Below are 17,966 nucleotides of genomic sequence, written 5' to 3'. Positions count from 1 at the left end.
GTCCATAATTCAGGCTGGTTAAGATCCACAAAGTCAGGCGGGAGCGTCGTTCGTTTAGGCGTCATCCGTCGTCAATCGACGCGGTTGCAGCCGGATCGGAGCCGGAGCGAAAGCGATCTGGGTTTCGGGATTTTTCTGTGGACGCAAGGTGACGGTCGACGGTGTGAGAGGTGTAATACCCCCCGCGACGGCAAGAACGTCCTTCAGGTCCTTGTAGAAACTCGAATGGGTGGCGTCTTCGTCCATTCTGGCCTGCGCCTGTCGGCTTATCGCGTTCCACAGATCGGCGTCAGTATACAGGCGTATGACAGCTTTGGCGAACCTCTCCGGGTCACAGAAGCCGCCCGACAGGCAGTTTTGGCCATCCTCCCAGCCTAATGTGTGACAGACGGTCTCCGAGAGCACTGCGGGCAATCCGGCTGCTGCGGCATCCAGAACTTCGCGTGGAGCGACGGCCAGGACACGTGCAGGTTCTACGAGAATACGACGGGATCTGTAGAGCGTATCCAGATCGACGTCTTCCGGAAAAGCTTCCAGTCGGCGGTATCTTGTGAAGGCCGACAGGTCAATCTGCTCCGAGCGGTAGCCTGCCAGAAGGACGGTGGCGTCAGGCGGAAGGTCGCGGTCCAGTTTTGAAAGGACATCATGAATGAAGAAATGCAGACCATCATGCACGGCATCGCCGCTGGTATGGACCGGAAGAGCCAGAAGGATGCCTGAACGTTTTTCAAAGGATGGAGAAGGCGTTGACGGAATTGGAGGATGTCCGATGACGCGCACATTGGTCAGGCCGAGCGCTTCCAGATCCGCTTTTTCGTCCTCGTTTCCGACAGCGACAGCCTGGGCCAGCCAGACCTGATCGGTATCAAGTTCCAGATCGTCCAGAAACAGCTCCCGGTCATTAACAGCACCGACACGCCTGCGCAGATGGGTTTCTCTGGCCGGGCTTGCATGAATATCCGCGACTATTCCAAGCTTGGGCAAAAAGCCGGAATGCTGTTGCAGGATCGGGCCGGCCTGCTGGAGTGTCTGTAATCCGCCAATCCAGACGCCATCGAAACAGTCCGCGCGGTCCCGCAGAAAGCCCGGAAGCTCGGACAGATCACAGTCATCCATCAGCTCAATGTCAGGTGGGAAATCCAGAGCTGTTGCCACGCAATCGTGCAACGTGCCCTCCAGCGGGAAGACCGTCACCCGATATCCAAGCTGGCTCAGTCCGACAATCATGTCCCGATGACGCAGACAGGTCGTTCCCAGCACAGGATGAGGCAATCGCTGGCACAGGAACAATATCGCTGACGTCCCAAACGTGGCGCGTGCCCGCATGAGGCTGGTTCCGGGCAATGGCTGTCTGGAGAGCAGTCCTGCAAAACGGCGTTTCAGCCAGGATTCATTGCGCGCTCGCAGATCCGCCGCGATTGCAGGTTCGGAGGGTGATCTGTCGATCACATCCGGATCGTAAAGGATTTTCCCGCCCGCCTGACGCAGGGAGAGGCAGATCGCCAGCAACTCAGCTTCGAGGCCAATGCACCCCAGAGTGACGCGATTATGCTCCCGCAGCGGGGAGCGGCGACAGAACAGAAGCCCCCCGGTAAAAGCGTCCACCCAACGTCGGAAAGCAATTTCGGGTTCGTTGGCCCGCATTCCGAACCCGAAAGGCGTAAAACTCGCATTCCTCCAGACGACGCTACCAGCTTCCCGAACTTTACTGTCCAGCCCCAGAGACTGGCCGCCCACTGCCCAGACCTGTGGATCTGCGAAGGCTTCAAGCCCGATCTTCAGAGCACCGGGGAACGGTTGGACACCGGCGGAAAGCAGCAGGATGATCTCCGCCCGTGCAAGTTCAAGCCCGAGCCCCATCTGTTCGGCATGGGTCGTGCGATAAGGAGGACGGACGATGTGTACCCCGCGGACGAACCTTTCGATCTGGGCAGTCTCATCGGTGGAGCCCGCATCGACCATAATAACCTGAAGGTTGCGATCATTATTTGCGTGGAGTGCCGCAAGGGTGGAGAGCGTTTCCTGAAACTGGTTTGAAACAGGCAGGATAACCGTCATGTCCGGCGCTGTGAGCGGTTGAAAATCCAGCGGTGCACGAACCAGAGAAGGAATGAGAGTCTGCGCTCGCTGAAGATCAAGCAACTGGTATTGCTCTTCCGAGGCCTCCAGAGCTTCGTCCTGCGTAGGGCTGCCCTGAGACTGAACCCACAGAGCAAAAACGTCGGGGATATGAGGCTGGCGCAGCAGGCGCTGTATTCCGCTCTGCCTTAGAAAGCCTGCGAGATCGACATCTGCCTGAGGCTGACGTTTTTCTGAAATCCCAAACCGGATAAAGTGTTCATAACCATTGCGGAAGCTTCCCTGAGCCACGACTTCGCGGACATCAGGATACTGCTCGGCATAAAAAGCTTCACTGAACCATGGATTGGGGTCGTAGGCTGTCGGGTTTCCATTGGTCAGATAATGATGGAGCGGGCTCTGGTAACGGTTGTTCTTCAGATCTTCGATCACGTCAGGATAACGGTCCAGATACCATTGCGGATCGAAATACCACGAACTGCGTCGACGTCCGGCAGATGAAAATCTGATGAACTGGAAGAAGTCTCCCATGCCGAAATCATAATGCTGCCGTTCGGTCATGCTGGCAGCACGGAAAACTTCGGGATCAAAAAACGCGTGGGATTTGCGGTGTTCCTGATCGCCTATCGCAAGATAATGATCGTAACCATTACAGAAACCCTGGGACTTGAGAACATGCGGGCTCAGGTCGGGATTGCAGCTGAAATAGTTCTCTTCGGAAAACAGCCAGTGCGGAGAGCGGCTCCGAAAGCCACTTTCGCAATAATGCAGAAAGCCACTGTCAAAAATTCCAAGCCGGATCCCTTCCCTGACGTCAGGGTTCTGGCGAAGATACCATTCTTCATCGAAGAACCGATTGGGAGAAAACCCGGCTCTGGCTCCATGCTGTTTCCAGTGACGCTCCAGCCCGTCGTCGCTCAGATCGAGTTCGGAAGCCTCGGCTCCGTCTTTGGCGTCCTGCCGAAGCCGCTGCCCGTAACGCGTCCGATACCATTCGGCGTCAAATGCCGCCCAGAGAGGCGGTCGGTCTCCAGCAAAAGCCGGGGATTCAAGGATATGATCTTTCATTGACGCTGAACCCTCTGGAGCCTTTTGCTGAACGGCCGAGCCGTTATTCCGTCTTTACCGCTGCTGAGCGCGTCGGCTCTGCCAGAGCGCATGAAAATCGATGGGCTGGATGTTTGGGGACGGAAATCCAGCCTCGCGGATTGTATTCAGCAAAGCACTTCGTGCGGGTGGGAACAGAAAACGCGGTGCTTCGACCAGAAGCAGAGGCTCTACTGCCTCCTGCGGAATGCGTCCCGTCAGACCGAATAGACCCGCATAAGCGAGACTGATTTCGTATAGCACCCGGGGTGTGGGCGCATCCTGTGTCGGTGCGCTCTCGAAGCCCTGTGCCCGGATGACCAGATTGACTTCGAATGTCGGCTGATCTCCAAGCTGACGCCCTGTGACATCCACCGTCATGCCAATATGAGGCTGCGAGGGAAGGTCGCGATAGACATCCGGAGTATTCTGGACGTCAATGTTCAAGGCACGGAGATACTGCGACCCTACAATCAGGGATGAGGAGGAAGGCAGGGAATCCGATACATCAAGGCTGGCCGAACTGCCTGTCACGGTATCGGTGTATGTCTGATCCATTGGCTAGCATCCTCATGCGGTCATGACCTTTTTCATTCCGTATTGCACTGAAATGCAATGAAATGTGGTGCCATGCACTCTGTCACGATGTCGCAGTTTTGACCAGCGGGGCGATTTCAATGCATCTTTCGTCCAACAGACCTGTTTCTGGAAAAGCTCCTCAGTTTTCAGGGAAAAGTGGAGTGCTTTATTCCCTCACTCGTGCAGTCATGGATCTTCTGAGATATGCTGGCAACGATATCGCCCTCCTGCAAACGGTCAGCACGGGCGCATGATGTGTCCCTCTGCGAACATCATGACTGCTGACAGGGAAACATTCTTCCTGCCCGCACGCCTTGTTGCGCTGCAGACAGCACGATAGGACCTTATTCATGCTCAGATTGCTCATTCTTGTTATTCTTCTTGCGGTCCTGATCGTTTTTGCCCTGAGCAATACGGATCTGGAACCTATCTGGCTGGTCTCATTCGGCTGGCATCTTTCGATTGGCACGCTTGTTCTGGGTGTCGGCGTGATTGCGCTCTTGCTCGGGTTCCTGATCGGCCTGATCGGTGACATGCAACAGCGTTCACGCGCGCGCCGGGCCGAGCAGCATGTCCGCACGCTGGAGAGCCAGCTTGTGGAACTTCACCAGCGTCTCGACCGCCTGCAAAACCCGACATCTCCCCTCTCCTCTTACGTTGCTTCTCCAGAAACAAAGGTCTGACTTCCAGCATGTCGCGCCGCACACGACTGATCGTAGCTCTTGATACTGCTTCGCGTACTCAGGCCCAGCATTGGGCAGACAGTCTGAAAAACGACGTCGACGCCATCAAACTCGGGCTTGAATTTACTTATGCCTGCGGGTTGGAGGCCGTGAAAACGGTCTCTGAGGGGCATCGGCTGTTTCTGGATCTGAAACTGCACGACATCCCCCATACGGTCGCATCGGGTCTTGCCGCCCTTGCCCCGCTGAAGCCGACGCTGACGACCATCCATGCCAGCGGCGGCACGGAAATGATTTCGCGCTCCAGAGAAGCTCTCGAAGCGGCCTTTCCCGAACAGACACAGCGCCCGAAACTGCTGGCGGTTACCGTTCTGACCAGTATGAATGCGGAAGGTCTGCTTGAGACCGGTGTGAATGCAACGCCTCAGGAACAGGTGCTCAGGCTTGGGAAACTGGCTGTTCAGGCCGGCGCAGATGGTCTGATCTGCTCTGCACATGAAATAGCCCCTCTGCGCGATGCTCTGGGTGACGATCCCATTCTGGTCGTTCCCGGTATTCGTCCTGCGGGGAGTGCGGCTGACGATCAGAAACGGATCATGACCCCTGTTCAGGCTGCCGAGGCAGGAGCGGACTGGATCGTTGTCGGCAGACCCATCACGAAAGCCGGCGACCCTGTTCTGGCTGCCAGAGCCATCATGGAAGACCTCGCCAGCGTATGACGAGAGTCAAGATCTGCGGCGTTCGGGACGTTCAGACGATGGCGCTCTGTGCCCGCCTGAAAGTGGACTGGGTCGGGTTCGTGTTCTGTGAAACCTCTCCCAGAGTTGTGACGGCCGATCAGGCATCACGGCTGCACGATAGCACACCATCCGCGAAGGAAAACGGCCCCCTTCGGGTCGGCCTCTTTGTCAGAGCAGATGACAGATCGATAGAACAGGTTCTGAAGGCAGTTCCGCTGGATATCCTGCAGATTTACGATACCGCTGACCGTGCGCTCGAAATCCAGTCCCGCTTTGGACGTCCTGTCTGGCGGGCCTGTGGCATCGCCTCAAGGGCGGATCTGCCGTCAGATCCACAAATGTCAGGATATGTTATCGAAGCCCCAAAACAGGCACAAGATAACCGTCCGGGAGGGCTCGGCCGAACATTTGACTGGTCTCTGACGCAAAACTGGACCTCTCCCTCATTCTGGATGCTTGCAGGCGGTCTGACCCTCCAGAATGTCCAGAACGCAATTCGAGAAAGTCAGGCCCCGGCAGTGGACGTTTCTTCGGGGGTTGAAGCCTCCCCGGGCTATAAATCTGCTGATCTGATTGAGAAATTTGTCGCAAATGCCCGAAAGGGGCTTGATCTGACGTCAAACCTTTCGTAAACACCGCCTCGCTCGACAGGAGAGATGGCCGAGCGGCTTAAGGCGCACGCTTGGAAAGCGTGTGTACGTTAATAGCGTACCGTGGGTTCGAATCCCACTCTCTCCGCCAGTCTTCAAAATATCCAATGAAAACAAGCAGTTATGACCACATGTCGGTAGTAGTCCACTACCATGTTGGTAGCATCTCGTCGGTAGTCCTTCCATGACCAAGAAGGCGCTAGAAGATGATGATATGCACGGCTTGAGACGGACAGGTGGCCAAGCATACTCTGTCCGTCTGTCTATCCCGCGTGATCGCTGGGCCGATGCCGGAAAGGCGTTTGGAACCAAGACAGGCATTAAGCAGGAAGTGGTCCGCTCTCTCGGAACCCGTGAAAAACAGGAAGCCATCAGAAGGCGCGACAAGGCCCTTGCAGCGATGCGAGAGGACTTGGATGCCAAACTGGTAGCGGCTGGTTTCTTGCCCATCCACGGCCATTGGAAACCCGACTGGATGGCTGAAGACCGGATGCTGTCTGAGGCGTTAGAAGCCCGGAGGCAGATTGGCTCTGTTTCCGATAGTGTTGACTCCTACGACAAGGAAACCGGCGTTTCTGAGAGCCCTAGAGACCGAGTTATCGAAGGCATGGACAGCTTTCTTGAAGACCGGGCTCAGGAGCTCGAACGTGCTGGGAAGGACGGAGACCAATACCGCGTTCGCTTCAAGGAGATTGCTCTCGGAAACCAGACCCCTTTTTCTTTGCTTCTGGATCGTTGGATGAAGGATAGAGAAAGCTATGCGTCTCACTCTGTCATTTCGTTAGACCGTGCCACTCTAAACCACTTCTCCCGCTACCTAGCTGATTCTCAGGGCCTTGGAGAGCCGGAGGATCTCATGGGTTTTCTGCGTGCCCAGACAGTCGAGGAAGTGCCTGAAATGGTCTTGGGTGGTTTCTCTGAATGGCTCATGGATGACAGAGGGTTGAGTGCCAAGACCGCAGGGAACCGGATCACGCCCCTGAAGGTCATGTGGGACTTCGCCATCCAGAAGCATATCCTCAAAGGTCCGAACCCGTGGGTAGGTGCTACCGCCGGGCTGAAGAGGAAGGCCGGGAAGCAGAAGCCTGACGTTCGCCCCTTCACTGAAGAAGAGCTGCTGAAGCTCCTGCAAGCCGATCCTTCCAAGTGCAAGAGATGGGCATGGGGTCCAGCTATTAGCGATATGATGCGCCTCGCTCTCTTCACAGGCGCAAGACAGAACGAACTCGCCACTCTCACTGTGGAACGCATCCTAAACCGCGATGGGGCTGAAGGGCCTCTGTGGGGCATCCAAGTGACCGCTGAGGAAGCCAAGACAATGAACTCTGTCAGACGCATCCCGCTCCATCCCCTTGTGCAGCCCATTATTGCAAGACGCCTCATAGAGGCCGGAGAGGAGAACCTAGATGCTCCGCTCTTCCCAGATTGTATGCCCGGCGGCCCGGGGATGAGGCGTGGCTACTATTTCGCCAAACGGTTTCCTGACTTTCGCCGCTGGGTGCTCGGAAGAGAATCTGACAAGATTGTGGACTTCCACAGCTTCAGACGGAGCTTCATCACCTTCTTTGAGCAGGCCAATGCCAATGGCGCATCAGCTTGCACGGAGATGGTGCGGGATCGCCTGATCGGGCATGAGTCCAAATCACTTGCAGGGAACACCTATGCTGCAAAGGATCTCGGATGGGAGCTTTATAGCCGGGCCATCATAGGTATGGCGGAGAAGGGCATACCTGAGGCGGTGAGGAGAGCTTTGAGCGCTTGAGAGGCTCTATCATTCAGTCCCACGGCATCACATCCCCAGAGTCGCCTTCTGCTGTCACGATCACACGGCTCTTGGAATACGCTTCACCCAGCGGTCTGGAAGGCGATTGAGGCCCCTCAGGTGGGTTAGTGAAGACAGGCAGAGAAAAGCTCTCCACAGACTCTGAGGGGACTCCTATGGAGGCGTTCGGGGCGCTTCCAGCGCTTGGGAGACTTGAAGGAGGATCTTCAAACAGGAGCTTCGTATCCGCCATCAGCTTGCCCTGACAGGTCAGAGAGCCAGTGTCATAGACGCACACTATCCGGCCATCATGGGTCCTGATGATTGAACCATAGCCGCTGGGCATCTTCTCAATGGTGGAGACTTCTATCCCCACTTCCCAGAGGCGGCTCTCGGCATCTTCAAGTCTCCATTTCACTTTAGGGGTGCTTCCACCACTTGGCTTTGTCATACCTAACCAGTTCCTTTCTCATGCAGGGCGATGCAATCGCTCAATGTGCCTTGAAAGAAGGAGGAGCAGTGCGAGAGCACCTCCTGCTCAGGGCTGCCTTTCAGGGTCTTGAAAGACTTCCTTTCTATCGGTGCTTCCGCACGCTCCCTCTTCTTCAGCTACCCTAAAGGATGTGAAGGTATCCGCTCTGGAACCCTCTGGGGTCTATATAACTGCTAACCATCATTTTCCCGTCTCCGTCTCTCGACTGTGGCAATTCCCATTCCTGAGAGCTCAGCCAGCGTTTTGTTCGGGAGGTAGGAGTGATGAGTGAGCAGCCACGCTAGACGGGCCTTCTTGTCCTTCAAGGCACTGACAGTCTTCAGGATAATGTCCCAGCCCAGCGTCCAGATCACATCTCGCATCCTGTCCTCATAGAACACAGGGAACGGGAAGGATTTCTTGCCACCGCTGAGCTTTAGGCTGTGCAGGTTGGAAGGATCAACCGTCTGACCATATCCGCCTTCTATCGCCTTGTCCGTGACAAACCATCGGCACTGCTCACGCCCGAAAGGAGCCCGTTCAAGCCAGCAGTTTTCTTCCAGCAGCCGGTAGAGGGCCGCCTTGTCGGGTGATGGCCCCTCGCCCCATAGGTCGCCTCTGCCTGCAATCTCCTGAATGGTTAGGCCCCGCTTGCGCCGGGCTTGGGGCCGAGTGGGTGGTTGGGCGTCATGATGACAAGGACGCCTGCTTCTGAGGCCCTGAGGTTCGCTCAGGAGTGGCAGTTCGTTGAGTGAGCCATAGTCGCCCATAGAGAGTCTTGAGTGGCCCCAGTGACTCTCTATGACGGCTTTGTGGAGCCTTGAGACCAGCTCAGGATCATCCCGGTAAAGGGCGTCCTGAGCATCTGTGAGTGAAGCCTTTCCGTCCCTGATGGAGAAACGGATGCGAACTTCATCTGGTGAGAAGGTCACGCTGGAAAGCCGAACAGATCGGGCTGGCCGAGATTAGCCGCTTGTCGGACGGCTTTGCGTATCGTGTTGAGGCCTCTGCCCATCTGTTGGGCAATCTGCGCGACAGGGGTTCCTATGGCCTTTAGCGCTTTGATATGGCCGATCTCTGACAAAGACATTCTCTTCCCAGTGCGGGCTCTGCCTTTCTTCATCATGTCGCGGATATTATCGGCCTGAGTGCCTAGCTCTAGGTGATCGGGATTGCAGCACGCTCGGTTATCACAGGTGTGCATCACCACCATGTCAGAGGGGATTGGACCGTTGAGGTGTGCCCACATGACTCGGTGTGTGTATTGCCGCGCCTTGGTTCCATCGGCTTTCGGTCCCCATATCTGAGGATAGCCGTTTCCCACTTTTCGATAGGAACTGACCCAGCAATGCCCTTTATCGGGCTGGGTAGAATGTACAGGACCGCTCTTGTCGAGGCTGGCCATCAGCCGCTCGATTAGAGAAGTGGGTTTCTTGGTGGACGCTGTGCTAGCGCCGGGCCCTTGAATGGGCGTGTTTGAGGAATGAGTGCCTGAGTGCATCGGGTCTTTCTAAGTTTTGGGATTGTGGGATGGTGCTGTCCGACTGCCTGAACCTCAAAAGACACGACCACCCCAGCGCCCTGTCTATGGACGGAGGAAAAGAGACCTAGATCGAAGATCAGGTCTTCTCAGGCAGTCATTCATTTTGAGGGAGGGGCATGAGCCATGGGCGACAGAACGCACCAAGAAGCCGAGGAGAGTGCTCGGGGCGCTTTTAGCGCTTGGGATGAGCCGTCCTCAGCTTCTTGCTAGGTTCCGGTGGTGAAGATCATTTAGGACCGTTTCGGCCCAATAGACGGCTATTGTGTTTGGATCTGCGAGTGTTGAAACAAAGAAATTGAGCAAGCTCTAAACGGAGCGCCTAGATGCGGAGCCATACACCAAAGGATTGAGAGAGGAGTCATTAGGGAACTCTAAAGGTGTCCTAAGGCTTCCCTTAGCAGGAGGTGCTCTCGCACTGCTCCTCCTCTCATAGGGCTATCTCTAAAGGGACCTTTAAGGAGGCTCTCAGGGCGCACTCTCCTTAAGGGGCGGGTATAGGTGCCTTTTCGTCTAGTTCGGGGCAGTTTTCCGCCATTCCTGAGCCAAACCCAACCTATACCATATGGGACCCGTGAGGCGCTCTGTCAGACACCGCAATGGGACCCTTGAAGTTCGGAAAGGTATCCTGAAGGACGGTCTTAATGTTGCGGATGTGAGCTGCGCCCTCGAAGCGTGGATCAGTGATCAGAGGGATCTTCGGGTTAAGATCCGTAATGGTGGTTGGGTTGAGCTCGACGGTCACTAGAACTCCTATGAGCAGGAGGTGCTGGCGGAGCCACACACACCAAAGGATTGAGAAGGGAGCCTCTAAGGGTGTCCTAAGGCTTCCCTTGGCAGGAGGTGCTCTCGCACTGCTCCTCCTCTCATAGGGCTGTCTTTAAGGGACCTTTAAGGAGGCTCTTGGGCACACTCTCCTTTAGCTTCGGGTATAGAGCCAAGTTCTGCTAGTTTATGTCAGTTTCCCGCCATTCTTGGGCAGAAAGCAAACTATCCTATATGGGACCCTTAAACCCCGTGAAACATTCCCGTGAAACATCCTGAGGGTTCCTTGACGGGTCCGCTCCGTTTTGAAATCGACCACCACACGAGGCTCCATCGAACATCAAAAACAGCTTGGGCTTTAGGCCCTCTTTTGAAGGCCGATCAGGACCGGAAAGGGTTCACGGTGGCCCGTTGGGAGTCCCATGGACCGCACAAGCGCCTATCGTCTCAAAGATCGCCCTCCTCCCCTCAGGCGCTTTGCAAGAAGCGTGGATCGGAAGACAAAGCCTTTGACTGTTTTGAGTTTTTCGCTACCGTGTTGAGAGATTTCGGGCTTCAGTTGTCGGTACTACCAACACGGAAGAGGCTCTATCGGTAGTGGTTTTTAACTGGTTTTTGTTGATATTCTGCGGTTTTTGATCTTCTTGGCGGAAAGTCCCACTCTCTCCGCCAGATCCCCTTCTCAATCAGTCCAAAGTTGTCTCAAAGCCTTGGTGTATCCAGCGTTTTGCGCCATTCTCTAGCCTTATTCGTTCTCGTTTTATCTCATCCTGTCTCGCTCTGGACCAGGTAGACGGCGGGTATAATTTGGGAAGAGACCGGGTAGAGCCAAATGCTGACAGACTCGCAGGTCCGTGCGGCCAAGCCAAAAGACAAAGCCTTCAAGCTCACAGATGGTGGGGGGCTGTATCTCCAAGTGACACCCTCGGGAGGCAAACACTGGCGTTGGCGCTATGAGATTGAGGGCAAGGAAAAGACTTACACGATCGGATCATACCCGAATGTGCGTCTGCCTGATGCCCGGTCGGAGCGGGATGAGGCGCGCAAGGTTCTGCAGGCCGGTCGAGACCCAGCAAAAGAGAAGAAGTTGCTCAGGGCGATCGGTAGCGTCGATCCCGCCCAGACCTTTATTGCGACCGCACGGAACTGGTTCGCTCAGAGGAAGGATCTCTGGACTGAGCGTCATGCTGCGGATGTTTGGCGCAGCCTTGAGCGCGACGTGTTGCCTTCTGTGGGCCATATGCCAATTAATGACCTCACGCCTCCGATCGCGCTTACTGTCCTGAGAGAGATCGAAGCGCGCGGCGCGGTAGAATCTGCTCATCGCACCCGCCAGCGCATGTCAGACATTTTCGTCCATGCCATTGCCTGCGGCTACGGAACAGCAGACCCGGCCGCCATTGTCGCCCCTGCCCTGCGCCCTGTGGTTCGGGGACGCCAGCCGGCCATAACAGATCTGGATGAGGCTTGCGCCATGATCCGCAAGACCGAAAATGAAGACGCGCACCCGGTTACACTTCTTGCGCTGCGGCTACTATATCTGACCGCCGTCAGGCCGGGTGAACTGCGCTATGCTATGTGGGACGAGTTCGAGGATCTGAACGGCCCCGAGCCGCTGTGGCGTATCCCGGCAATTCGAATGAAGAAGAAACGGGAGCATCTAGTTCCGCTCTCACGCCAGGCTGTCGAGTTGCTCGAAGTATTGCGCCCTCTGTCCGGGCGCTGGCCTCACCTGTTTCCAAATGCACGTCGCCCAAAGCAGGTTATGAGCGAGAATGCGATCGGCTACCTGCTAAACCGGGCGGGATACCATCAGCGGCATGTCCCGCACGGCTTCCGGGCCACCTTCTCAAGTTCGATGAACGAACGGTTCCCGGAGGACCGGCAGGCCATCGATCTGATGCTTGCCCATGTCATGAAGGACAAAGTGGAGGGTGCCTATAACCGCGCCCTGTTTCTTTCGCGCCGCCGTGAGTTGGCGCAGATCTGGGCCGGCCTGATCTTGAAGAAACAGGCCAGCCTCAAAGAATTGGTGAGCACGAACCGCAAGGCCCGCTCCTTATAGGGCACCTTCGTGTTGTTTGCGCCAGGCATCCGTTCCGATGCGGATCAGTTCCTCAATATCGTAGTGATCCCACCGGACCGAGCCGGATGACAAACGACGCGGCTTCGGAAACTGGCCTGCACTCATGTGCCGGTAAATCGTCGCCCGGCTCCAGCCAAGGCGCGACTGCACCTCTTTGACGGTCAGTAGCTGTGACGCCTCACTCATCGCGCCCTCTTATCGCAGGGGTCGCCGGCAGGGACTGCCATCCAACAAACCAGTCGTCAGGCAGGCCTCCGTTGCCGACCGGAGCAGCGACATACCAGCCCATGTCAAAGCCGTCCTCATGAACTCCACTGTGAGCAACCACTAGCCAACATCCGTTCCAGCGCCTTAAATCCTCCCGATTGGGTTTGAGGCGCTGGAACAGATCATCGTGGATCTTGGCCAAGACTGGCGTTCTGTCCTTCGGCGCGCTCTCGATTGGCTGCCAGGCTGCGGCGTCTGCGGCTTTGATGGCAGCTTGCGCCAGATCATGCGCGTCAGGAGACTTTCCTTGACGCAGCATCGCATCTTTAACCGCCCGTGCTGCGGCTTCCACTCGTAGATCTGTGACGTCGCTCATACCCGTTCCTCCGCGTCCATGGTTTCAAGACATTCACTGGCCCAAGCGTCCGTTTCTTCACAGAAGACTATGCCCTTACAATCCGGGCATCCCCGACACGCCGGACCCATTTCTCGGCAATCGTAGTCTTTATCCGTCCGCCCACTCATGCTCGATACTCCGGGTATTCTGGATAGAGCGGCATCAGGGACATGGCAGCCGTTCGGCCGGAGTCCGTGAGGACAAAGTATGCCTCGCCATTTCTGACCAGTCTCGCCAGGGCGAGACTGCACATCGTCGTGTCATCGGTCGAGGTATAAAACCTGCCATTTTCCAATGTGTGGGTCAGTGCTGATTTCTGCTCGCTATCCAGCGCAGCAACAGCTTGGTCCGCCACCGGAAGGACAATATCTTTGTGCTTTGCTCTTTGGGCGCTGAGGTCGGCGAAAGTGGCGCGGTCACTGTCAATATTCAGCAGGCGCTGATATCGCGCCTTTCCTGCCGTAGGGGCATACACGATCTGTCCGAATTCATATCCGCGTATGAGGACCAGCCATGCCTTGCGCACTCGGACTGTTTCCGCCCGCCCGCTCATGTCGGGTCTCCTGCGGGTTCAGCGGTCTGGCTCATCGGTAGTGCCCCATATCATCGCGGTCGGGATTGAAGTCGTCATGATCGTTCGTAAGCCAGCGCCACAGGTCACGAATTGAGCGGGCCGCGAACTGGATCGGGCGGAAGAGTTTGGTCATCACCATGTGTTCCTGTGGGCTACGTCTTCGGGGGTTTCGTCGCGGGTGGCGTATGGCTCGGTAAAGAAGCACTAGAGCTTCTTGAGGCAGTTCTTCATTCCTCGGACATCCTCTTACGGATGATTCCTTGGAAGTTCTTTGCGGCAGTTAAAGCCATGGTGTCATTGACAGCCTCTGGAATGCCTGGAACTAGCAGCTGACCGGCATCATAAGAATGGCGAGCCACTGCGCTTACTGCCGCCCGAAGTTTTCTGCCGGGGCCTTTCGCGATCGGAAGTGCGCCTCTTGGCGTCGATCTGCCGAACTCAATTAGTCCGGTCCTCCAGCAATAAGACTGCATTACGATAGGTCCTCCGTGAATGAGCTGAAGGACGTGGGGTGCCACTCGGCGTTCGCCTCCACGATCCTGGCGCGCAGATCTTCAAGTTTTGCGCGTCTGACATGCTTCTCTGGCCCAACATCTGGGGGCATGAGTTCCAGAAGTGTGTGCTTGGGCACGTGTGCCAGGACGTCCTCAGTCGCCATCTTCGGCAGATAGGTGTCAGCATTGACGATCGCGCCGATCAGCTCGCCGACCTGATAGGATTCAGCCAGTCGGCCAGCGCTTGTACGCTTATAGGGAGGAATGATCTGCGTGAGGCGCTGGATCGTCTCGATCGCGATGTCCTCGACGTCGACCTGCTCCATGCGACGAAATCCGCCGTCACCATCCCGGCCCGTGATGCGATCCAGTATGACTTTATAGTCATATTTTCCGCCGATCAGCAGTACCACCAGAGAGATCATAATCTCTTCAGTCGTCCGAGGCCCCTCCAGCAATGCTGTATCAAGGGCGTGCTTCATCTTCCGGGCCAGAACATCCTGGCCGGCCTTTGTGATCAGGATCTTGCTCATGATGCGCTCTTTCGGGCTGCGTTCTGCCTGACGCGCTCCAGAAGAGCGCTGCCGAACACGGTCATGTCGACCAGGATTTCGCCTGCCATGTTCGGGCTGCCGACAGATGCGACCAGCCGACCGGAAAAGAAGATGTCCTGCGGACAGAGCGTGTCCCGCGATCGTGTCCTGGCGACCTTTTCAGCATCTGAATAGGCCGTGCAATCCACGCGGTCTTTGCTGCTCGGATGCGTCCCGGTGACACAGACGGTGAAGAAAGGATAAGGCCTTCCGCCGCGATTAGGTGCGAGTTTTCTGGTGTTATTCATTATGCGCGCCCCTGAGCGGGAGGGACAACAGCTCGCAGAAAGTTCCAGGGTGATGGGAATTTCGTTCTCTACTCCGGGACGACGCCGGTGCTCAGTGTCAGTAGCAGCTCCATCAGCTGGAACGGCCACAACTTCGCGTTCATCGACAACCTGCCGACGGATCCGGGGGAGAAAATCGTCATGGACGTTGCGACAGGCATCGCATCTGGTGGTCGCGTGACCTTCGCGGTGCCGTTCTCAGATACGCCGAAGGTCATGGCCCAGAATTTCGGGAATGGTGACGTGAACTGCCACGCCTATGCGCCGGACAAGACCGGCTTCTCGCTGCACATCAACAACGGCGGGACGACGGACATCACCTACATCGCCAAGGGTCCGAAATAAGCGGCCCCCTGCCCTTCTGCATTCTTCTGTCCGCCGCCTTCAGGGTGGCTTTTTTCATGGAAAAACGATGCCTGATTCTCAGACGGCCACCATGGTCGCAAGCCTGCCTGCTGCTCTGTCTGCCGAAGAGCGGATCCGCGTTCTCGAAGATCGATGCCTGACGTTAGAGACCCAGCTTTCCAGCGTTGGCAACAGCCAGTCCGATCTGCGGGCCGAAATGCGTCAGGAAATCGCGTCGCTGCGCAGTGAGATTGAGGCTCTGGCGAAATCAATGGAGAGCAGCAACCGCCAGATCAACGGCAAGCTCGACCGTCTGTTCGGGGCGCGGGCCGTGGTCACGGCCGCCATTACACTGCTGACCTCAATCCTCGGATCGGGGGTCGTTCATCTGGTCGTGTCCATCGGGAGGTAAGGTCAATAGTGGGGGGCTAAGCAGAAGGTTTTCTGTCTGGCGGGGATGAAAGAATAGCAGTCATCCATGTCGTCAAGGCCTCCAACAATCACGCAATACAGTAATTATAGAAAATTTTAATAGGGTAATATTACAAATAAACTATACACCCTAATTATAGATAATAGGTAGTCATTTAAGTAAGATAATTAAATAGTATCTTAATATAGAATTGTCAAAGCTACGCTTAGGCTTCCTGTTACGCAGAACATTCCAGAGCGTAACGTTACAAGCTTGCTCTTGAGCAAGAAAGTTTCTGGAACACCACTGGTCTTGCTATCCCACTCTACATGACGGCATATTTTCAAGGAATCATATTGCAATCAATGGAAAATCCACTAATTTTACACCGGACACTGATAATTTATTAATATATTAGGATAGTAAAAACTATGCAGTTTGATTTTTCAAATTTGAGAAATATTTATAATCAAGCTATTCAAAATCACCATCCAACGATTGCATTTCGCCTAGTGAATGGACAGGGCATCTTCGTATTTATGATGTTTTTTTCTGAGGAAGATGAATCAAAAGACACTCTTTTTATCCTTTTAGGACGAACGCAGGTTCTCCTTCGCCTGAAAATGTATGGCAATCATCAAGCGGGAACATTTACTATTTATACAAAATCCTATGATGATAGCAAAATATTAGAAGAATTGAATATTCGGGAAGGAAACATACCATATGATCAAAGAGTATTATTTGAAAATTTGAATCAAAATATTCCGCAAAATCTTCCTTTCGCGGACTCTATTGGTGAAGTACGGAATAATGCCAATGTAGTATCGAAAATCGACGGCATAATAGATGATAACGACAGAATATATTTAATCGGCACTAGAAGGCTACCGCCGACACATACCCCGAAGGAAAAAACTCTTCGTAAGCTATATTTGTACGTCAACGCGCCGCCAAACATTATTGAAATATTTACAGATCATTTGCGTCATAATAATATGACTCTAGCATGGTCAAACGATCCCACGCGCGCAAATAACAATATCAATGCAATGATGTGAAATATTTATGGGGTTTCTATATTTATAATATGCTTCGATAATCAAATGCTTCCGTGGGTAAGGTCCGCTCTCGGAATGTTTCACAAAATATGAACTGTCTGGAATGAAGCGTGAGCCGCCCTTCGGTCTCAAACTCCCCTACCAAAGCCGCCCCAACCGGGCGGCTTTTTTTATGGAAAATCCCCCATGCATGACACTGCCATCACTCTGGCCACGGCGCTGCTGCTGCGGCCGGGGTTCGAGGGCTTTTGCGCGGCACCCTATGTCTGTCCGGCCGGATACTGGACGATCGGGTATGGCAGCCGCTGGCTGGCCAACGGACAACCCGTCACGGCCCGGACTGCACCCATCACTCTGACAGATGCCAGCAGCCTCCTGCTCCAGACCGTGACGACGCTCGATGCCGCACTGTCCCGCCTGGTCCAGGTGCCGCTGTCGGACGTCCAGCGCGCGGCCTTGCTGTCCTGGCAATACAATGTCGGCACGGCAGCCGTCGAAAGCTCGACTCTGCTGCGCAAGCTGAATGCCGGAGATTATGCCGGCGCGGCCGACGAACTGCTGCGCTGGGACAAGGCGACCGTGCGGGGTCATCTGGTCGAACTGGATGGACTGAAAACCCGGCGCGGCCTGGAGCGCGCTGTCTTCCTTGGCCTGAGAACACCCATGAAACTGAAAGGCGCGGACGTCTGATGACCTTGAATTTTACATCAGCCTTACGGATCGGGATGACCGTGGCCGCGAAAACACGACTGTTTCCGCTGCTTCTGGCCGGGGCGATGCTGGCCCCTTGCTCAGCCTTTGCCCAGAGCATGCCGTTATGGAAATCCTACACCCAGACAGGAAATATCAGGGATATCGTGCTTTCCGCTGGGAATGATAACTCGGTTGCGTTCTGGTTGGGTGAGAAAGCAGACACCCAGAATGGCCGACTGCAAAACCCGGTCATCAATCAGCGCGTCCTGACGACCGGACCACTGCAGATGTCCGATATCGACACGAATTATGTGTTGGGGACCAGGCTTTGCAGCCCGTCACCTGTGGCTGGGCTGATGACCACCACGACCAATATTCAGGGCCTTCTCAAAACCTCGAATTTCCCCAAACTCGCCGATACACGCAGTGTGGCCTACTGGCTCAATTCAGGGGCCGCGACC

20 protein-coding genes, 1 tRNA gene and 2 pseudogenes are annotated in these 17,966 nt (G+C 55.3%); 12 read left to right on the top strand and 11 right to left on the bottom strand.

The window, feature by feature from the left end; translation table 11 throughout:
• Positions 1-54: 54 nt before the first annotated feature.
• Entirely contained in the window at positions 55-3,147 is a 3,093-nt protein-coding gene (locus tag HKD28_RS11775; protein WP_194268371.1) for a glycosyltransferase, read from the bottom strand.
• A 54-nt stretch (positions 3,148-3,201) separates the two neighbouring features.
• Positions 3,202-3,723, bottom strand: coding sequence for a protein-export chaperone SecB (locus HKD28_RS11770; RefSeq protein ID WP_194263075.1), 522 nt, complete (start codon positions 3,721-3,723; stop codon positions 3,202-3,204).
• A 371-nt stretch (positions 3,724-4,094) separates the two neighbouring features.
• Here HKD28_RS11770 and HKD28_RS11765 point away from each other — a divergent pair, with 371 nt between their 5' ends.
• The 5 genes from HKD28_RS11765 (at position 4,095) to HKD28_RS11745 (ending at position 7,579) form a co-directional block, all read left to right on the top strand.
• Positions 4,095-4,427 (top strand): lipopolysaccharide assembly protein LapA domain-containing protein, encoded by a 333-nt coding sequence (locus tag HKD28_RS11765; protein ID WP_194268369.1) that lies wholly within the window; start codon positions 4,095-4,097, stop codon positions 4,425-4,427.
• Positions 4,428-4,435: 8 nt separating this feature from the next.
• Entirely contained in the window at positions 4,436-5,146 is a 711-nt protein-coding gene (pyrF, locus tag HKD28_RS11760; protein WP_194268366.1) for an orotidine-5'-phosphate decarboxylase, read from the top strand.
• Positions 5,143-5,799 carry a phosphoribosylanthranilate isomerase gene (locus HKD28_RS11755; RefSeq protein WP_194268363.1) on the top strand — a complete coding sequence of 219 codons (657 nt, stop codon included), beginning with the start codon at positions 5,143-5,145 and terminating at the stop codon, positions 5,797-5,799. Before pyrF ends, HKD28_RS11755 begins: the two co-directional genes overlap by 4 nt.
• Positions 5,800-5,817: 18 nt before the next feature.
• A tRNA-Ser gene (locus HKD28_RS11750) sits at positions 5,818-5,908 on the top strand.
• A 93-nt stretch (positions 5,909-6,001) separates the two neighbouring features.
• Entirely contained in the window at positions 6,002-7,579 is a 1,578-nt protein-coding gene (locus HKD28_RS11745) for a phage integrase SAM-like domain-containing protein (RefSeq protein ID WP_194268360.1), read from the top strand.
• A 13-nt stretch (positions 7,580-7,592) separates the two neighbouring features.
• Here HKD28_RS11745 and HKD28_RS11740 read toward each other — a convergent pair whose 3' ends face one another.
• Positions 7,593-8,030, bottom strand: a complete 438-nt coding sequence (locus HKD28_RS11740; RefSeq protein WP_194268357.1) for a hypothetical protein — start codon at positions 8,028-8,030, stop codon at positions 7,593-7,595.
• 215 nt (positions 8,031-8,245) lie between these two features.
• A complete protein-coding gene (locus tag HKD28_RS11735) occupies positions 8,246-8,821 on the bottom strand; it encodes a hypothetical protein (protein ID WP_235993451.1) in 576 nt (191 codons plus the stop codon).
• Between the two features lie 149 nt (positions 8,822-8,970).
• Between HKD28_RS11735 and HKD28_RS15775 the strand changes: the two genes are divergently transcribed.
• Complete coding sequence (locus tag HKD28_RS15775) at positions 8,971-9,108, top strand: hypothetical protein (protein ID WP_235993450.1); 138 nt, start codon at positions 8,971-8,973, stop codon at positions 9,106-9,108.
• Positions 9,109-9,198: 90 nt separating this feature from the next.
• Here the strand turns inward: HKD28_RS15775 and HKD28_RS16065 are convergent.
• Positions 9,199-9,456 (bottom strand): annotated as a pseudogene (locus HKD28_RS16065) (HNH endonuclease signature motif containing protein); the annotation flags it as partial.
• Between the two features lie 1,732 nt (positions 9,457-11,188).
• Between HKD28_RS16065 and HKD28_RS11725 the strand changes: the two are divergent.
• A complete protein-coding gene (locus tag HKD28_RS11725) occupies positions 11,189-12,421 on the top strand; it encodes a tyrosine-type recombinase/integrase (RefSeq protein WP_194268352.1) in 1,233 nt (410 codons plus the stop codon).
• Here the strand turns inward: HKD28_RS11725 and HKD28_RS11720 are convergent.
• The 6 genes from HKD28_RS11720 to HKD28_RS11700 form a co-directional block, all read right to left on the bottom strand.
• Positions 12,416-12,628: a helix-turn-helix transcriptional regulator gene (locus HKD28_RS11720; RefSeq protein WP_194268350.1), complete on the bottom strand. Its 213-nt coding sequence runs from the start codon at positions 12,626-12,628 to the stop codon at positions 12,416-12,418. The two genes, HKD28_RS11725 and HKD28_RS11720, sit on opposite strands and share 6 nt — an antisense overlap.
• The gene (locus HKD28_RS11715; RefSeq protein WP_194268347.1) at positions 12,621-13,025 is read right to left on the bottom strand and encodes a hypothetical protein; all 405 of its coding nucleotides are present in this window, start codon (positions 13,023-13,025) and stop codon (positions 12,621-12,623) included. The genes HKD28_RS11720 and HKD28_RS11715 overlap by 8 nt, the downstream gene beginning before the upstream one ends.
• A gap of 145 nt (positions 13,026-13,170) precedes the next feature.
• Entirely contained in the window at positions 13,171-13,599 is a 429-nt protein-coding gene (locus tag HKD28_RS11710) for a hypothetical protein (RefSeq protein ID WP_194268345.1), read from the bottom strand.
• Between the two features lie 31 nt (positions 13,600-13,630).
• Positions 13,631-13,753: a hypothetical protein gene (locus tag HKD28_RS15935; protein WP_268898561.1), complete on the bottom strand. Its 123-nt coding sequence runs from the start codon at positions 13,751-13,753 to the stop codon at positions 13,631-13,633.
• A 339-nt stretch (positions 13,754-14,092) separates the two neighbouring features.
• Positions 14,093-14,647, bottom strand: a complete 555-nt coding sequence (locus HKD28_RS11705; RefSeq protein ID WP_194268342.1) for a hypothetical protein — start codon at positions 14,645-14,647, stop codon at positions 14,093-14,095.
• Positions 14,644-14,955 (bottom strand): hypothetical protein, encoded by a 312-nt coding sequence (locus tag HKD28_RS11700; RefSeq protein WP_207728981.1) that lies wholly within the window; start codon positions 14,953-14,955, stop codon positions 14,644-14,646. The genes HKD28_RS11705 and HKD28_RS11700 overlap by 4 nt, the downstream gene beginning before the upstream one ends.
• Before the next feature lie 87 nt (positions 14,956-15,042).
• Here HKD28_RS11700 and HKD28_RS11695 point away from each other — a divergent pair, with 87 nt between their 5' ends.
• The 5 genes and pseudogenes from HKD28_RS11695 to HKD28_RS11675 form a co-directional block, all read left to right on the top strand.
• Positions 15,043-15,339 (top strand): H-type lectin domain-containing protein, encoded by a 297-nt coding sequence (locus HKD28_RS11695; protein ID WP_194268338.1) that lies wholly within the window; start codon positions 15,043-15,045, stop codon positions 15,337-15,339.
• Positions 15,340-15,406: 67 nt separating this feature from the next.
• Positions 15,407-15,751: a hypothetical protein gene (locus HKD28_RS11690; protein WP_235993449.1), complete on the top strand. Its 345-nt coding sequence runs from the start codon at positions 15,407-15,409 to the stop codon at positions 15,749-15,751.
• A 431-nt stretch (positions 15,752-16,182) separates the two neighbouring features.
• Positions 16,183-16,812: a hypothetical protein gene (locus HKD28_RS11685; RefSeq protein ID WP_194268336.1), complete on the top strand. Its 630-nt coding sequence runs from the start codon at positions 16,183-16,185 to the stop codon at positions 16,810-16,812.
• Positions 16,813-16,998: 186 nt separating this feature from the next.
• Positions 16,999-17,502 carry a lysozyme gene (locus HKD28_RS11680; RefSeq protein ID WP_194268334.1) on the top strand — a complete coding sequence of 168 codons (504 nt, stop codon included), beginning with the start codon at positions 16,999-17,001 and terminating at the stop codon, positions 17,500-17,502.
• A pseudogene (locus HKD28_RS11675) lies at positions 17,502-17,966 on the top strand (hypothetical protein); the annotation flags it as partial. The gene HKD28_RS11680 and the pseudogene HKD28_RS11675, both read left to right, overlap by 1 nt.

The sequence above is a fragment of the Gluconobacter cadivus genome (assembly GCF_015244745.1).
Taxonomy (GTDB): Bacteria; Pseudomonadota; Alphaproteobacteria; order Acetobacterales; family Acetobacteraceae; genus Gluconobacter; species Gluconobacter cadivus.
Note: the sequence above shows the minus strand (reverse complement) of the source record. Positions and strands in the feature narration are given on the sequence as shown.

Excerpts from the sequence above, each read along its gene's own strand:
- HKD28_RS15935 (WP_268898561.1), bottom strand. The coding sequence starts at position 13,753 with ATGACCAAACTCTTCCGCCCGATCCAGTTCGCGGCCCGCTCAATTCGT.
- HKD28_RS11715 (WP_194268347.1), bottom strand. The coding sequence starts at position 13,025 with ATGAGCGACGTCACAGATCTACGAGTGGAAGCCGCAGCACGGGCGGTT.
- HKD28_RS11700 (WP_207728981.1), bottom strand. The coding sequence starts at position 14,955 with ATGAATAACACCAGAAAACTCGCACCTAATCGCGGCGGAAGGCCTTAT.
- HKD28_RS11720 (WP_194268350.1), bottom strand. The coding sequence starts at position 12,628 with ATGAGTGAGGCGTCACAGCTACTGACCGTCAAAGAGGTGCAGTCGCGC.
- HKD28_RS11705 (WP_194268342.1), bottom strand. The coding sequence starts at position 14,647 with ATGAGCAAGATCCTGATCACAAAGGCCGGCCAGGATGTTCTGGCCCGG.
- HKD28_RS11765 (WP_194268369.1), top strand. The coding sequence starts at position 4,095 with ATGCTCAGATTGCTCATTCTTGTTATTCTTCTTGCGGTCCTGATCGTT.
- HKD28_RS11710 (WP_194268345.1), bottom strand. The coding sequence starts at position 13,599 with ATGAGCGGGCGGGCGGAAACAGTCCGAGTGCGCAAGGCATGGCTGGTC.
- HKD28_RS11755 (WP_194268363.1), top strand. The coding sequence starts at position 5,143 with ATGACGAGAGTCAAGATCTGCGGCGTTCGGGACGTTCAGACGATGGCG.
- pyrF (WP_194268366.1), top strand. The coding sequence starts at position 4,436 with ATGTCGCGCCGCACACGACTGATCGTAGCTCTTGATACTGCTTCGCGT.
- HKD28_RS11775 (WP_194268371.1), bottom strand. The coding sequence starts at position 3,147 with ATGAAAGATCATATCCTTGAATCCCCGGCTTTTGCTGGAGACCGACCG.
- HKD28_RS11745 (WP_194268360.1), top strand. The coding sequence starts at position 6,002 with ATGACCAAGAAGGCGCTAGAAGATGATGATATGCACGGCTTGAGACGG.
- HKD28_RS11680 (WP_194268334.1), top strand. The coding sequence starts at position 16,999 with ATGCATGACACTGCCATCACTCTGGCCACGGCGCTGCTGCTGCGGCCG.
- HKD28_RS11685 (WP_194268336.1), top strand. The coding sequence starts at position 16,183 with ATGCAGTTTGATTTTTCAAATTTGAGAAATATTTATAATCAAGCTATT.
- HKD28_RS11770 (WP_194263075.1), bottom strand. The coding sequence starts at position 3,723 with ATGGATCAGACATACACCGATACCGTGACAGGCAGTTCGGCCAGCCTT.
- HKD28_RS11735 (WP_235993451.1), bottom strand. The coding sequence starts at position 8,821 with ATGGGCGACTATGGCTCACTCAACGAACTGCCACTCCTGAGCGAACCT.
- HKD28_RS11740 (WP_194268357.1), bottom strand. The coding sequence starts at position 8,030 with ATGACAAAGCCAAGTGGTGGAAGCACCCCTAAAGTGAAATGGAGACTT.
- HKD28_RS11690 (WP_235993449.1), top strand. The coding sequence starts at position 15,407 with ATGCCTGATTCTCAGACGGCCACCATGGTCGCAAGCCTGCCTGCTGCT.
- HKD28_RS11725 (WP_194268352.1), top strand. The coding sequence starts at position 11,189 with ATGCTGACAGACTCGCAGGTCCGTGCGGCCAAGCCAAAAGACAAAGCC.